A 14,839-nucleotide genomic window follows, 5' to 3' on the forward strand; every position below is an offset into this window, starting at 1 on the left:
CTTGATGTAAAAAAAAGGAAAACAAAAAAAGTTGCTATTAACAACTTTTTTTCATATGGGGCGAACGACGGGATTCGAACCCGCGCATGATGGGACCACAACCCACTGTGTTAACCACTTCACCACGTTCGCCATAAGTAAAACTATTATACCACTATTTTAAGCATCTAGTAAACAATTTAATTAATTTTTAGACCTTGTTTTAAGGTGTTAAAATCTATTTTCAACATTATAAAAATGATATAAAATTTATTTTATTTAAGGAGTATATTATTATGACTGAAAGAGATAAATACATAGACTTATTAGTAAAAATTGTTGATGCATTCGGTGGGCTTGACAATATTACTTCATTCAATAATTCAGCATCACAATTAAGATATGATGTTAAAAATGTTTCATTAGTTTCAAAAGCAGAATTTGAACAATTAGGTGCTACATCAGTTAAAATTTTCGAAGCACAAAAACACGTTCAAGTTGAACTACCAAATGCAGAAGCTTTAAATGCACTTATCAAAATTAACAAAGACTTAATTTCATCAATGTGTAAATCAGTTGAAGTTTCAACTGTTTCAACATCAAATAATGCAACAGCATCTACTCAAGCAGTTTCAGAATTAGAAATCTTAGCACCTGCTTCAGGACAAATTGTTTCACTTGAATCATTAAATGATGGTGTATTTTCAAATGATTTAGTTGGAAAAGGATTTGCAATCAAATTAGATGGAACATCAGGTAAAATTGTTGCTCCATTTGATGGAAAAATAACAATGCAACCAGCAAGCAAATCACAAGTTATCTTATCTAACACATCATTAGGTGTTGAAGCTGTTATTGTTTTTGGTTTAAACTCATACAAATTAGATGGAATTGGTATGGACGCTAAAGTTTCATTAAACCAAGAAGTTAAATCTGGAGATGAATTAATCGTTTTAGATTTAAACAGATTCAAAGCAGAAAATATTGATCAAGAAATTATTTTTGCATTAACAACTGATTCAAAATTACAAAACTTTAAAAACTTAGAACACAAAAACATCAAACATTCAGAAGTTATTGGTAAATTAGTTTAATCTTTAGATTAAACTGAGTTGTAAATCAGAGCAGAAAAAATCTGTTCTTTTTTTATTAAAAAAATATTTTTTTGGTGATATATATTCCAAAAAAGTTTTAAAATAAAAGTACCTCATTATTTTGATATTTAATGAGGTAACCTGGAATTAGAAAATATAAACTCTTTGATAGCATCTCTTTTTCCGGGACACAAGCACCATTTAAATGGTGCTTTTTTTGTATTACAATTTTATATTATGAGTAAAAGTAAGAATACCAAAGGACATAGATGATTTAGTCACACAGAATTATTGACAGGTTTTATAGATCTAAAAACACGAGAAATTCACAAAGTCTTAATTTCAAATTCACTTTTAAAAAAGTTTGCTGATTCAAATTCAAATATTGAGGATAATTTTTCATCATTTTCTGATAGTGATTTTACTAATAAGAAAATTTTTGAGAATGTTCAAGAATTATTCAATAGCAAGCAGACTGAAGTGGATTTTTCGACTTTGTATCGAAACTCAAATAATGAAGAAAAAACTAAATATGAAATATATACTGATGCCATTGAAAAATTAGCTATTGAAAAAATAACCGATGATACAAAAGCAGCAAATTTTAAAGGTAAAATGCCGGAATACTTATTTAAAGCAATATGTTTCACAGATTCCAAAGTAAAGAATCGAGAAAAGTTTAATATTGATGACATATTGAAAAAAGATGAGGAATTTATAAAAAATAAAAAGGTTACTGAGTTTTTGAAAAAATTCTTTGAAAAGGGAAAAGATAACTTTGCAAATTATCCTGCTAAAAATCATAAATATTTCAATTGTGAAAAATTTGAACCAGATAATCCTGTATTATGATTTGTATATTACTTCTTGAAACTAATATTTCGCGATGAATCACTTCTGAAAATATTTAATGAGAGTGAGAAGCAAAGATTATGATGATATATTATTTGTGGCAACAAAACAGAAGATTATCCTAATTCACTTACATTTATTCTTGCAAATTACTATCATTTTTATGCTGAAACATCTTTATATCTTAAGGAATTAGAAATTTCTGATTTTAATCACATAGACTCAACTGAAGGAACATTTTCAGATAAAAAGTTTATGGTTGATTTAGATAACGTAAATATATTAAAGCCATTTATTTATGATTTCAAGACGTATTCTGATTCTAACTATCTAAAAAGTGACCGAAATATTCATCAATTATGTTGGTATATTTACATTCTTATTAATAATAGAACCAACAAAAATAATGAATATAACTCATTAATTGAAAGTATTGAATTTAAACCTGAGAAACCTACTGAAACAAATGTTATTGTTTGTGATCATCAGATACCTACTGAAAGCAATGGTGCTCAAGTTGAAAAGCAGATCTCTGTTGAAACTGATCTTACAAATGAAGTTGCAACTAAAATTAGTGCTGAAAGAAAAAATGTGAAGGTTAGAGCTGCGTGAACTTCCTTAGGAGCTATATTAACATTAATTTTGATAGGAATTCTTCTTGGTATTCTAAAAGGGGTCGGATTAATGTAACTAGGTTGTTAAAAGAAAGATAGAAAATCTAAAAAACTGTTTTTTCTTCCATATTTTATCTCAATATGGCTGGTTGATTTGTTTTTATGAAAAGTATATTAAAATTCCTATCACTGCTGAAGCGATAGGAATTTTTAATAATTATTAATTTTAGTTTTTTGATTCTTGTTCTAAAACTGATTTTTGTTTTTTGAAACGACCTAAGAATTTTTGGAATTTTGGTCTTATGTAACTTACAAATTTTGGTGTAACAAAGTATAAACATAAAGCGTATAAGATTACACAAACACCAAATACGACAGTTACATCATAAGGGAATAATAGTCATTTTGGTTGTCAACTAGCTTCAGCTTTGTCCGTTCCTTCGTTAACATTAATCATTCTAGGAACTCAAAATAGTGTGATTATAATTCCAATAATGAATACATAGTTAACAAGCCTTCAAACACTCATTTTTTCTTTTAAAACAACAAAGAAACCAAATGATAAAACTAAAATTGGAAAGAAAATTGATGCTAATATACGTGCATAAAGAGGTACATTATAAACAGAATTTGGAACGATTCTATCTCAAGGGATGATGTTTCCACTTGTTAAAATCATTGCAGCTGCTAAAACTCAAAATATTACTAAAAATGATATGTATCAACCATTAATTGGTTTTCTAACTTTCTTTTCGTTTTTGTTTTCTTGTTTTTTATTATTCACGAGAATCTCTCAATCTCATCATTTTTAGGACAAATTCTGCAACAGGCATTGTTGTTGTTTCTTGTTTACCATATTCACGGTATGAAACAGTTTCATTTAATCTTTCAGCTTCTCCAACAATGATTTGGAATTTAGATTTTGACATTTGTGCTTCACGCACTTTTTTACCTAAACGTTCTTCACGGTCGTCTAATTTAGATCTAAAGTCTGCATTGAATAATAGTTGGTTGATATCTGAAGCATATTTCACATCTTCTGGATTATTTGTAGCAGGAATAACTGTGAATTGCTTTGGTGCTAATCAGAATGGAAGTACACCTTTTGTTTGTTCTAAAAGAATCGAAACAAAACGTTCATATGTTCCAATAAGACCTCTGTGGATCATAACTGGACGTTCTTCTTGATTGTCTTTGTTTGTGTATGTAATATCAAATCTTTCAGGTAATAAGAAGTCAAGTTGTAATGTAGAAACTGTGATTTCGTGTCCTAAGGCTGTAAAGATTTGAATATCCATTTTAGGTCCATAGAAAGCAGCTTCTCCGATTTTTTCTTCATATTTAACACCTAATTCATTAAGCACATTTCTAAGTTCGTTTTCAGCTTCATTTCACATTTTGTCATCTGAATAGTACTTATCTGTGTTTTCAGGGTCCCTTAAACTTAAAGAAACATAACTAATTTGAATTTTAAAGATTTCTAATGTTTCTTTAATTAATTGATACATCGATTTGAATTCTTGAGCAATTTGATCTTTTCTAACAAATAAGTGTCCTTCTGTTAAAAGCATTCCTCTAACACGTTCAAGACCTGTAAGAGCACCTGATTTTTCATATCTGTAAAGTTGTGATTGTTCTGAATATCTAATTGGTAAGTCACGGTATGAACGTTTTTCTGTGTTGTAGCAAATAATGTGGTGAGGACAAGTCATTGGACGTGCAATTAACTTTTCATTTTCAAGCACAACTGGTTTAAACATATCATCTTTGTAGTGAGCTAGGTGACCTGAAATTTTGTAAAGTTCTTCTTCACCAAAGTGTGGTGTTAAAACTTCTGTGAAACCGTATTTTCTATCCATTTTAAGAACAAGGTTTCTAATTTCATTGTGAATGTACATTCCATCTTCTAATCAGAATGGTAATCCTTGACCACCTAATTTGTTGAATGTGAATAATTTCATTTCTTTACCAATTTTACGGTGGTCTCTTTCTTTTCTATCTTTAAGGATTTCTAAGTATTCTTCAAGTTCTGCTGCTGTATCTCAAGATGTTCCGTAAATTCTTGTTAATTGGATGTTATCTGAATTTCCTCTTCAGTATGCACCAGCTAAGTTAAGTAATTTAAAGTGTTTAATGTGTTTTGTGTCTTCAACGTGTCCACCAGCACATAAATCAACAAAGATTGTTTCATTACTTAAAGGATCTACAAGAGCATAGAATGTAACTTCTTTACCTGCTGCTACTAATTCGTCATAAAGTTCTTTTTTGTAAGGTTTACCTTCAAATGAATATTCATCAATTGAAACTTGCTTCATAACTAAATTTCTTGAAGCAAGTTTTTTCATAAACTTTTCAATTTTAGGTAATTCTGTTTCTGAAAGTGGTTCAACAAATTCAAAGTCGTAGTAAAAACCTTCTTCAGTAGCTGGACCAAATCCTAATTTAACATTTGGATAAAGTTTTTCAACAGCTGCACCAAGTAAGTGACTTGTTGTATGGTTAAGTTTTTTATTAGCTTTCATATTAATTTACCTCTTATTTATCATTTTTGAGTTTTGTCAATGAGGAATAGAGCCCCATTTTTTTCATTAACTTGTTTAAATTATAATCTGCGATTTTAGAAGCTCTAATTGCACCTTCATCAGTTATTTTGTCAACTTCTTTTAAAGCTGCATTGTATTTTGATTGAATATCAATTAAAAGATTTTTAACTGATGTAGCAACTGCTTCTTTAAATTCTTTATAGTTTTTATCTTTAAATAATTCTTCTGCTTGTTCAAGTGTTATGTTGTTTAATGAAGCATAGATATTAAGTAAGTTTAAGATACCAGGTTTATCATTTGAAATATATACTTTACCTTCTGAGTCAGTAACTGCTTTCATAATCTTGTTGTAAGCTTGCTGTGGGTCTTCAAGTAAGTAAATTGTCGATTTGGTACCATGTTCGCTTTTTGACATTTTAGCAGTAGGATCGGTAAGTGATTTGATTCTTGCTCCAACTTTAGGAACAACTCCGTTAGGAATTGTGAAGTTAGCATTGTATTTTGAATTAAATCTTTCAGCAATGTTTCTGGTTAATTCAAGGTGCTGAGTTTGATCTTCTCCAATAGGAACCACATCAGGGTTGTATAAAAGAATATCAGCAGCCATTAATACTGGATACATTAAAAGACCGGTAGGTATTTTAGAAGTCCCGTTAGCTTGTTTAATTTGTTGTGACTTATCTTTGAATTGGGTCATTCTTTGCAATTCACCAATTGTCGTTTCTGATGTACAAAGTCAATTCATCATTCCGTGTGCACTAACTTGTGATTGATAGAAAATTGTTACATTTTCCTGATTAAGTCCACAAGCTAAATAAAGTGCAACAATGGTTTTTCTTGCTTTTTTAAGTTCAGCTGGATTGACACTTCCGGTTGTAAGTGCGTGTAAGTCAGCTACAAAAATGTATGATTCATAATCATTTTGCATTTGCACAAAGTTTCTAATTGCACCAATGTAATTACCTAATGTTAAATCACCAGTTGGTTTTATTCCACTTAATAATTTTTGTTTCATAACACTCCTTAACTAATTAATAAAGTTATTTATTAATTATATTGTTTTTTAAATAATGTATATTCATTTTGTTGATTGATTTTACAAATGCAAATAGCTGAATTAATCGAACAAAATTAATTAATAAATTAAGCAAAAAGAAGCGATCTAAAAAATCTTTTTAAATAGGTTATATAGAGCTAAATAATAATTCATTATTTATAAAATAATGATAGAATAAATAAGCATAAAACAGCAGTTTATTATGACTTTTAAATAAATTTAACATGACTATAACATTGCAAGTAGATTAGCTGATTTAATCCAAAGCATTAAGTTAAATTTAACTAGTTAGAAATAAACCCTCTAAGTTATGCAGAAAGAGGTAAAAATACTATGTCAAGATACACAGGACCTGTATTTAAAAAGTCACGTCGTTTAGGATTCTCTATCTTAGAATCAGGTAAAGAATTCGCTAAAGGTAAAAAGAGAACTTATGCTCCAGGACAACACGGAAACAAACGTGTTAAATTATCTGAATACGGATTACACTTATACGAAAAACAAAAAGTTAAACACTTATTTGGTTTAAATGAAAAACAATTAAGAAGAGTTTTTGAAAAAGCTGTTAAAGCTAAAGGGATTACAGGGACAAACTTACTTCAATTATTAGAAGTTCGTTTAGACAACTTAGTTTATAGAGCGGGATTTGCTACAACAAGAAGACAAGCTCGTCAACTTGTTAACCACGGACACTTTGTTGTTGATGGTAAAAAAGCAAACATCCCTTCTATGTCAATCTCATTAGGTTCAGAAATTACTCTTAAAGAAAAATCAAGAGACAACAAACAAATTCTTGAAGCTATGGAACAAAAAGCTGCTTCAGCTTGAATGACAAGAAAAGACTTTTCAGTTAAATTAGACCGTTTACCAGAACGTAACGAAATTCACCCAGAAATCAAGGATGCTTTAATCGTTGAGTTCTACTCAAAATAGTAATTAGGAATATTAGGAGTTTTATTTATGAAAAAAGATATTCACTTACCATACCACGAAGTAAACGTTACTTGTTCAACTTGCCACAAAGTGTTCCAATTCAAATCAGTTAAACCAAACTTTACAGTAGACGTATGTTCAGGATGCCACCCAGTTTACACAGGGTCAAGAGCACAAGCTAAAGCGACAGGTAGAATCGACAGATTCAACAAAAGACTTGAAAAAATGAACGGTAAATAATTATTGTTTCATTTATACATCTAACTCAAATTACTTTATGTAGTTTGGGTTTTTCTTTTTCACCTAGGAATAAGGTAATTTAGTTTATTTAATAAATTAAATAACTTAATAATAAAATTTCACTTTTATATATAAACAATTATAATTGTTAGATAATTTATAAACCCTTAAAGGAGCATTATGAACTTTGAAGAAAAATATTTTTTCTTAAAACCTGGTTTCTGATCTTGAACCGGTGGAGGTGAAATATCAGAGACAATGCTAGCTCAAACTAATTTAGGTCTTAGATTATCTTGAGTTATTGCTATGTTGATTATTTTTGTTATTTGAATCTTCAAAAGACAGATACACGAAGCAATTAAGCGTAAAAATGTGTCTGCAAAAACTCAAGAAATATTAATTAGAACTGCAGGAGCAATAACGCTTACATTTATCACTGCTAGAGCTATTTTGTTTGGAGTTACACAATATCCAGGTAAATGAGAATCTATACCGCTTCATATGTGTAGAATTTTAGGAATTTCAATTGGTATTGTACTTTTATTAAATAAACCACAATGAATGAAATATTTAATTTCACTTAGTTTCCTTGGTGCAACTATTGCGCTTCTATTACCTGATGTTAAGATAAATTACACACCTGATGAAACATTTACAGCATTTGGTAAATTCTATGAAAAAGGTAAAGAATACGAGTTCCATATTTACTACGATAACTACATATTCTATGATTTAATGGCACTTCACGTATTTATGTTGCTTTCTACATTTATTGTTTCTATTGTGTATCCATATTCAATGAGAAACAAAGATATCTTAAGAACACTTGCATTATTCGGATTACTTGTTGTAGCTTGCTTCTTCTTAAACTGAGCACTTGATGACTTAGCACCAAGTGCTTGAAAGAGCAATTACATTTACGTAGGAAAAGACAAATATAATCCATTCTCAACTTTAATTGGTCCATTAATGAAATGACCATTTAATGTATTTACATTAATTGCATTAGGAACACTTTACTTATATGCATGTGCTGGTATCTTTATTCTTCAAGATAAAATTATTTTTAACTTTGGAAAAGGTAAGAAATTCTTATCATTTGGTAAGTCTTCAAAACAATTCTTAAAACCTAGATTCAATGTTAAAAAGTATGATAATTTATATGTATTTTAATTAGAAAATTAAGCAATCAAATTTGGTTGCTTTTTTCTTTTACCGTAGTGTTCAAGCTGTAAAAAAAGAGCAGTCATTGCTGACTACCCCTTAGTTTTTTCATTGTAATATGTGCTTGTGCTTGATGAAAGTTCATCATTAATTGGTTGAAGTGTTTTGTGAATTGTTGAACTATTATTGATTTCATAAATATCAATTACGTTAGCATCAATTCCATCTTCAACTGAAGCAAAGTAGTTTCTAAGCACTAATTCATAATCAACTGCTTGTGAAGGAACATAGTTAATGTAATTGAAGTTTGTTAAGTTTTTGTATGCACTAATAACATCTTCATTACTTAAATCAAGGTATGAAATTACTTTTGCAATATAAGACTTAATAAAGTCTGCTAATTTTTCAATTGTAATTTCTGCATTTTCATCTTTTTGTTCTTTAAATGTTTTTTCATTTTCGAAAACTAATGCAAATAAGACTTTAATTTCATCATCTGCATTTTCAGGTAATGAAAGTGCTGAAGCTTCTTCATCTGCTTCTGTATATGTAAAGTTCTTAATATCAGTTGCAACTTGTGTAAAGAAGTTATTTAAGTTTTCTGTTTTGCTAAAGTAATCTTTAAGTCTGTAAGGATAGATGTTAATTCTATCGTTTAGATCAACATCTTCTTCACGTTCGTGATGTAAGAATTTGTTGTGTTCTGCATTTAATTCAAGATACTTATCTAAGTATTCTTTGTTAGCAGGAAGTGATAAATCAAGTAAGTCAGCGTATTTGATAATTACATTATTTAATTTGCTTTGATTTCCGTTTTCGTCTATGATACCTAGCTCAATTAATTTATCAGTAGCTAATTCCTTAAATGCACTTGATGAATCTTCTGTACCTGTTTGAAGGACTTTTCATCTTTGTGCAACAGCGTGCTCAATGAATAATTGTTTTTTAAGACCGAAATCTTGTTCTGTATATTTTTTGTCGATGTGGTCGAATTGTTCTGCTAATTCTGGTAAGTTATCTAAGAATCCATCTCTAATTGTTTCTAAGTAGAGTTTGTTTGATTCTTCTGTGTTAACTTTAGATAAGATAAGTCCATCGACTAATAAAATGTTTTCTTTAGGTTTAATAACTCTAATTTCGCCATCTTCGACTTTACCTGGAAAGTTATCTTCTCCATAGTATGCATCAATAGCATCACCATTGTACATAATAGCTGCATTGATATCATTTTTAGGGTTAATTAAGTTATTTAATAATTCAAGTCCATCTCCTTGGAATGAGATGTTTTTGTGTCCGATTGGTAAACCTGTTCCATCTTTAATAAGCGAAACAAATGAATCAATTAGACCTTTGTATGTTTCTTTTGTAACTGCACCAGTGAACTGATCAGCACTGTGAGTTCCATCTGCATTTGTTCAATAAGATGAACCATATAACAAGTTATCTCTGACTGCGTCAGTGATGATTCAAGAATCAAATCCATTATCAGCAACTATTTTAAGTGAGTTGATAATAGAATTTGTTTCATATCCATTATTAAATTTATCAGTGTATAAATCAAGATTAATTGCATCGTCTTCAGTTTTCTTTTCAGGTGCAATTGGTTTTTTCTTAATGTTGTAAGCAATTACCATATCTTGAGAAAAGTAAGGGAAAAAGTATTCTCAAAGTTCAGGGTAATTACCTTTTTCGTCTTTAAGCTCTTCACCATTAAATTTAGTCTTTAATTGTTCGTTGTAATTTTTAAGATGCTCTCAAACTTCAGATTTGATAATGTTTTTAAGATATTGTTTTGTTTTTTCTCTGTCGTTTTTAAGTTCAGGTTTGTTAAGTAAAATTGAGTAATCAATTTTTTGTAAGCATTCTTTTTTAATAAGTGATGCAGCTAGGAAATCTCCACTGATTCCTGCAGCTGCTTTGTGGTTGATTATTGCATTATTAAACTCATTAACTTCGTTAAATTCAGCATAACTGAATACATCTCTTAACTTCTCTTTATTATCATTTGACATATATGATCTAAAGTTGTAAAAAGGTGGTTTATAACGGTTAATTGCTTTTGAAACAATTAAGCCAGTTCCTACTGCTGCAATTGTTAAAATCCCAGCACTAATTAATGATGTTTTAATAATTTTCTTCATTATTATTTCTTACCTTTCTTAACTGCAACGTAAATAATGTTTCCGATAATAGTTAATACAAGGATAATAGCACCAAAAATAAGTCCTCAAGGCTCAAATGAACCTGCGTATAAATCAGTTCCAATTGTTTGCATATTAGACACTGTTCTGGTGATGATAAAATCATCAAATGAAAGAACAGAAGCTACTATTACAGACATAATAATTGAAGGGATCATATAAACAAAGTAAGTTTTGAATCAAGATCTTAATTTTGAGTAACCTAAATCTTGACTTGCTTCGTAAAGGTTGTTGTTGAATTTTTCACTTCTTGGTAACATAAGTGAAATTGCATATGGAAGCGTCATAATTGTGTGAGCTACTACAACACGTCCAAATCCTTCGCTATCTGTTTGAATAACTCCAAAGAAGATACCAAAAACAAGAACAAGCCCAATAGCTGTAATGTTGTCTGGGTTAATAAGAGGAATGTTAATTGTAGAGCTTACGTATGATCTAACAATTTTATTCTTCTGTCTGTATAGTGCATATACAGTTACAAGTGAAATTGTACATACTAAAAAGCTTACAATAAGCGCTAAAAGTAAGCTGTTTACAAGTGACATTGCTCTGTTGTTATCGAATAAATGAAGTCAGTTTTCAAATGTCCCTTTAGTTCAAGTTGGGTTGAATTGACCTTTTGGTGTCGGTTGGTTAAATGAGTAAATAACCCCAAATAAAAGTGGTATATAAACGATTGCTAAAATGATGTAAATATAAGATCTTTTTAAGAATTTACTCATAGTGCGCTCCTTTTTTAAGTTTGAAAATTATTTTAGGAGTTAATAAAATAATTCCATAAATACTTAAGAAAATAGCAGATACCACAATAACTAAAACAGAAACTGCTGCTAAGTCAAATTTATTTCCTGGGTTTGCTCTAGAGTTGATAATATCTCCAACTGTTTGATATTGTGAACCATCTGGTAGAAGTTTCGCTGAGATAACAAAGGTTGTAGCAGATGCAAGGAACACCATACCAAAACCACTTAAGATAGCTCTAATACCATATGGAATGATAACTTTGAAAATTGTTTGAGTTTGATTGTAACCTAAGTCGTGACTTGCTTCAATGATGTTTTTTGGCATATCTTTAAACACTGTGTATAAAGGCATAATCATTAAAGGCAAGTTAAGGTACATAAGTCCAAATACCATAAATGCTTCATTGTTTAAACTTTTTGTGTTGTGTGCCATAATCCCTAAGAATAAGGCCTTAATTGAATAAATTCTAGCAATTGTGAAAATTGCAAGTGGTGAAATTATTAAACTAAGTGCACAAATTTTAAAAATCTTAGATTTAGATGTTGAAACAAAGTAAGCATATGGGAATCCAATGATTAAGCATAACATTGATGCTGCTAATCCGATTCATAATGAACGTCCCATAATTTTTCAAGTACTTGATGACTTGATTAAAACTCAGTTATCAAAGCTTTCATTTGGAATAAGTGCATAAAGCACAATTAAAATAATTGGAAGAATAATAAGTAAGAGCGCAATTAGGAAATAAGGTCAAACTAGATGTGTTTTTTTATCAAAAGTGAAGTTGAATTTATTAGTTTTGGAATTCATTATTTGAATAATCTCACTTAGCGTCTTTACGCATTAAATGGATTGAGTCAATTGTTCAACTTAAGTAAACTTTTTCACCTAGTTCAAATTTCTTAGATGTTTCTACATAAATAACTGTTTGTTCATCAATTTCAACTTTAATGTAGTAGTAGCTTCCTCTGTAAGAAATGTCAGAAATGTGTCCTGATAATTTGTTTGAAGTTTTAGATGGTTCTGAGTAAATGTCAATATCTTCTGGTCTAATAAGTGCATCAAGTACTTCACCTGGTTCAAATTCATCTGCTTCGTGAATTGTTTTGAACTCTTTGTTTAATATCTTAATTTTGCCTTGTTTTGTGAATTTAGCATCAAAGATGTTTGAATCACCGATAAATTTAGCGACTCAGATGTTAACTGGATAGTCGTAGATGTTTTTAGGTGTGTCATATTGTTCAATAACACCATCACGCATAACGGCAACTCTATCTGAAAGTTCAAGAGCTTCGTCTTGGTCGTGAGTAACAAAAATAAATGTAAGACCTAATTCTTGTTGAATGCTTCTTAATAATACTTGCATTTTTTGTCTAATTTTCGCATCAAGTGCACTAAGTGGTTCATCTAAAAGTAAGATTTCAGGTTCAATAACAAGTGAACGAGCCAATGCAACACGTTGTTTCATACCACCTGAAAGTTCAGAAATAGCTTTATCAGCATTTCCTGTAAGACCTACAAGATCGATGATTTTGTTAATTTTTTCATCCATTTCTTGTCTTGTCATTCTACGTTTGAAGTGTAGGTTTTGGAATGCTTCAACTTTTAATGCTGTGTAACTTTCTCAATATGAATAAACGAAGTCTGAGTTATCAAGTCATTTTTGAATTTTCTTGTATTGGTATGTTCCTTCTTTTAAGTTTTCAAGTTGTTCTTCATATTTTTCTTGTAACTTGTCAAGTTGTTCCATTTTTTTATGACTTAAAGCATCTCATTTTTTAGTTAATTCTTCAAGAAGTTTTACTTTCTTTTGGTCAATAACTTCTTTAGGAATTCTTTTAAGTTTAAGACCATATGCAATGTTTCCATAAACGTTTAAGTGTGGAAAAAGTGCGTAATCTTGGAAGATTGTTGAAACATTTCTTTTGTGTGGTTCAAGATCCTTAATGTCTAAACCATTGAATTTAATTTCACCACGTGTAGTTCATTCAAAACCACCGATTAATCTTAAGATAGTAGTTTTTCCTGAACCTGATGGACCTAATAAAGTAACAAACTCACCAGGTTGAATTTGTAAATTAATACTATGTAAAACTGTTTTATTTTGAAATTCTTTAACAACATCAATCAATTCAATAATTGGTTGCTTATCTTTTTTTCTTTTAACTTTAATAGCCATTATTTTTTAATCTCCTTTCCTTAATATAGTTTTAATAGCTATTTTAAAAGGGAGACCGTATCAAATAAGTTTTCAATGTATTCTTCACGTAAGTATTTTTTAGTTGAATAATCAATATCATTGAATACTTTTAACACATTTGATATAGGTAAAATTTGAATTAAAAGCGCCTTACTTTTCATAAATGCTATTTTACTAAATTGATTAATTTTGTCCTTAGTTTTTTTAACTTTTTTGAGGTAAATTTTAAGCAAAAATTTTTGTAAGACCATAAAAATAAGTGTGTTAAAATGGTTTGATTTTGATTGAATTTTTTGACCTTAAATTTAAAACAAAAACCACCTTGTGGTGGTCGTGTTTATTAGAAAATAATATTTCTTTGAGGGAACTTAAGTTCTCTTTGTGTTGTGTTTTCAAAAGTTCTAAGAATTTGGTTTGCTCTATCTAATTCTAATTCTTCTAAATTTAGATTGTATAGTTCTTCAATTTGTTGTGCATCAATTTGGCCTAAAGATGATTTGAATGCAAAGCAAATTGGATCCATAATAATTTGTGAAACACCACTTTCTTCTTTTACATAAAACTTATAGACAATGTTTGAAAATGCAACATAAAATTCATAGTATCCCGGTTTAATTCTTGATTCAGTTACATTTGAAAAACTTGTTGGCCACATATTTCCAACTGGTTTGATTTCATTTGTCATATATGTATAGTGTGTATGTCCTGAAGTTGCATTAGTTTCTGAGAAACTATTAACTTGGTTAATTGAATAGTGTAAATACTCATCTGAATGTTTTGGTTTTGAATCATCTTCAAAGTTAAATGATAATAAACCGTAATCATAAAACACAGTGCTAAAGTAGTAAATGTATTTTAAGAAGATGTAAATGTTTTCAGATAGCAATTGTGACATTTGTTCTAATGAAGCAGTGAATTCAGGTTTTTGTGTACCTTCGTTTTCCTTTTTAATTTTTAAAACTGTGTCTTTAAGTGTTGCTAATTTGCTTCTTAACTTAGTTAAATCTTCATTTGTGAAGTTATCTAATTTTTCTTTGTATTTAGGATCTAATGTAATGTTTTGTTCTTTTAAAAATTCATCAAATTTAGTTACTACGTAAGGTTTAGCTATTTTGTATTGATTACCACCTGTTAAATCAATGCAAGCTACAGAAGCAATTGGTAATGCTGATAAACTAAGTAAAGAAAGTGAGAATAGTAATTTTTTCATAATGAATG

14 protein-coding genes and 1 tRNA gene are annotated in these 14,839 nt (G+C 29.5%); 5 read left to right on the forward strand and 10 right to left on the reverse strand.

Annotation, left to right across the window (positions count from 1 at the left end; translation table 4 throughout):
* Nucleotides 1-56: 56 nt before the first annotated feature.
* Nucleotides 57-132, reverse strand: a tRNA-His gene (locus VBM89_RS00935).
* Nucleotides 133-275: 143 nt separating this feature from the next.
* On the opposite strand from VBM89_RS00935, the gene VBM89_RS00940 reads away from it, so the two are divergent.
* Both VBM89_RS00940 and VBM89_RS00945 read left to right on the forward strand, forming a co-directional pair.
* Nucleotides 276-1,073: a PTS glucose transporter subunit IIA gene (locus VBM89_RS00940; protein WP_323188451.1), complete on the forward strand. Its 798-nt coding sequence runs from the start codon at nt 276-278 to the stop codon at nt 1,071-1,073.
* Between the two features lie 237 nt (nt 1,074-1,310).
* Complete coding sequence (locus tag VBM89_RS00945; RefSeq protein ID WP_323188452.1) at nt 1,311-2,615, forward strand: hypothetical protein; 1,305 nt, start codon at nt 1,311-1,313, stop codon at nt 2,613-2,615.
* A gap of 150 nt (nt 2,616-2,765) precedes the next feature.
* Here VBM89_RS00945 and VBM89_RS00950 read toward each other — a convergent pair whose 3' ends face one another.
* The 3 genes from VBM89_RS00950 to trpS are packed head-to-tail and all read right to left on the reverse strand — an operon-like array spanning nt 2,766 to nt 6,097.
* On the reverse strand, nt 2,766-3,323 hold the full coding sequence (locus tag VBM89_RS00950; protein WP_323188453.1) for a hypothetical protein: 558 nt from the start codon (nt 3,321-3,323) through the stop codon (nt 2,766-2,768).
* Nucleotides 3,316-5,061 carry a threonine--tRNA ligase gene (gene thrS / locus VBM89_RS00955; RefSeq protein ID WP_323188454.1) on the reverse strand — a complete coding sequence of 582 codons (1,746 nt, stop codon included), beginning with the start codon at nt 5,059-5,061 and terminating at the stop codon, nt 3,316-3,318. Before thrS ends, VBM89_RS00950 begins: the two co-directional genes overlap by 8 nt.
* A 13-nt stretch (nt 5,062-5,074) precedes the next feature.
* Nucleotides 5,075-6,097, reverse strand: a complete 1,023-nt coding sequence (gene trpS / locus VBM89_RS00960; RefSeq protein ID WP_323188455.1) for a tryptophan--tRNA ligase — start codon at nt 6,095-6,097, stop codon at nt 5,075-5,077.
* Between the two features lie 375 nt (nt 6,098-6,472).
* Here trpS and rpsD point away from each other — a divergent pair, with 375 nt between their 5' ends.
* From rpsD to VBM89_RS00975, 3 genes are all read left to right on the forward strand, one after another.
* Nucleotides 6,473-7,072, forward strand: a complete 600-nt coding sequence (rpsD, locus tag VBM89_RS00965) for a 30S ribosomal protein S4 (protein WP_257088713.1) — start codon at nt 6,473-6,475, stop codon at nt 7,070-7,072.
* A gap of 27 nt (nt 7,073-7,099) precedes the next feature.
* Entirely contained in the window at nt 7,100-7,312 is a 213-nt protein-coding gene (gene rpmE / locus VBM89_RS00970; RefSeq protein WP_323188456.1) for a 50S ribosomal protein L31, read from the forward strand.
* A gap of 180 nt (nt 7,313-7,492) precedes the next feature.
* Nucleotides 7,493-8,485, forward strand: coding sequence for a YwaF family protein (locus VBM89_RS00975; RefSeq protein ID WP_323188457.1), 993 nt, complete (start codon nt 7,493-7,495; stop codon nt 8,483-8,485).
* Between the two features lie 83 nt (nt 8,486-8,568).
* Here VBM89_RS00975 and VBM89_RS00980 read toward each other — a convergent pair whose 3' ends face one another.
* The 6 genes from VBM89_RS00980 to VBM89_RS01005 all read right to left on the reverse strand — a co-directional run bounded on the left by VBM89_RS00980 (nt 8,569) and on the right by VBM89_RS01005 (nt 14,831).
* Complete coding sequence (locus VBM89_RS00980; protein WP_323188458.1) at nt 8,569-10,617, reverse strand: hypothetical protein; 2,049 nt, start codon at nt 10,615-10,617, stop codon at nt 8,569-8,571.
* Nucleotides 10,618-10,619: 2 nt separating this feature from the next.
* On the reverse strand, nt 10,620-11,399 hold the full coding sequence (locus VBM89_RS00985) for an ABC transporter permease (protein WP_323188459.1): 780 nt from the start codon (nt 11,397-11,399) through the stop codon (nt 10,620-10,622).
* A complete protein-coding gene (locus tag VBM89_RS00990; RefSeq protein ID WP_323188460.1) occupies nt 11,392-12,231 on the reverse strand; it encodes an ABC transporter permease in 840 nt (279 codons plus the stop codon). Before VBM89_RS00990 ends, VBM89_RS00985 begins: the two co-directional genes overlap by 8 nt.
* On the reverse strand, nt 12,215-13,600 hold the full coding sequence (locus VBM89_RS00995) for an ABC transporter ATP-binding protein (RefSeq protein ID WP_323188461.1): 1,386 nt from the start codon (nt 13,598-13,600) through the stop codon (nt 12,215-12,217). The genes VBM89_RS00990 and VBM89_RS00995 overlap by 17 nt, the downstream gene beginning before the upstream one ends.
* Before the next feature lie 38 nt (nt 13,601-13,638).
* A complete protein-coding gene (locus tag VBM89_RS01000) occupies nt 13,639-13,782 on the reverse strand; it encodes a hypothetical protein (protein WP_257088689.1) in 144 nt (47 codons plus the stop codon).
* 179 nt (nt 13,783-13,961) lie between these two features.
* Nucleotides 13,962-14,831 carry a hypothetical protein gene (locus tag VBM89_RS01005; protein WP_323188462.1) on the reverse strand — a complete coding sequence of 290 codons (870 nt, stop codon included), beginning with the start codon at nt 14,829-14,831 and terminating at the stop codon, nt 13,962-13,964.
* Nucleotides 14,832-14,839 lie beyond the last annotated feature (8 nt).

Origin of the sequence: Mycoplasma sp. 1199, from assembly GCF_034863365.1 — a bacterium.
GTDB lineage: Bacteria > Bacillota_I > Bacilli_A > Mycoplasmatales > Metamycoplasmataceae > Mycoplasmopsis.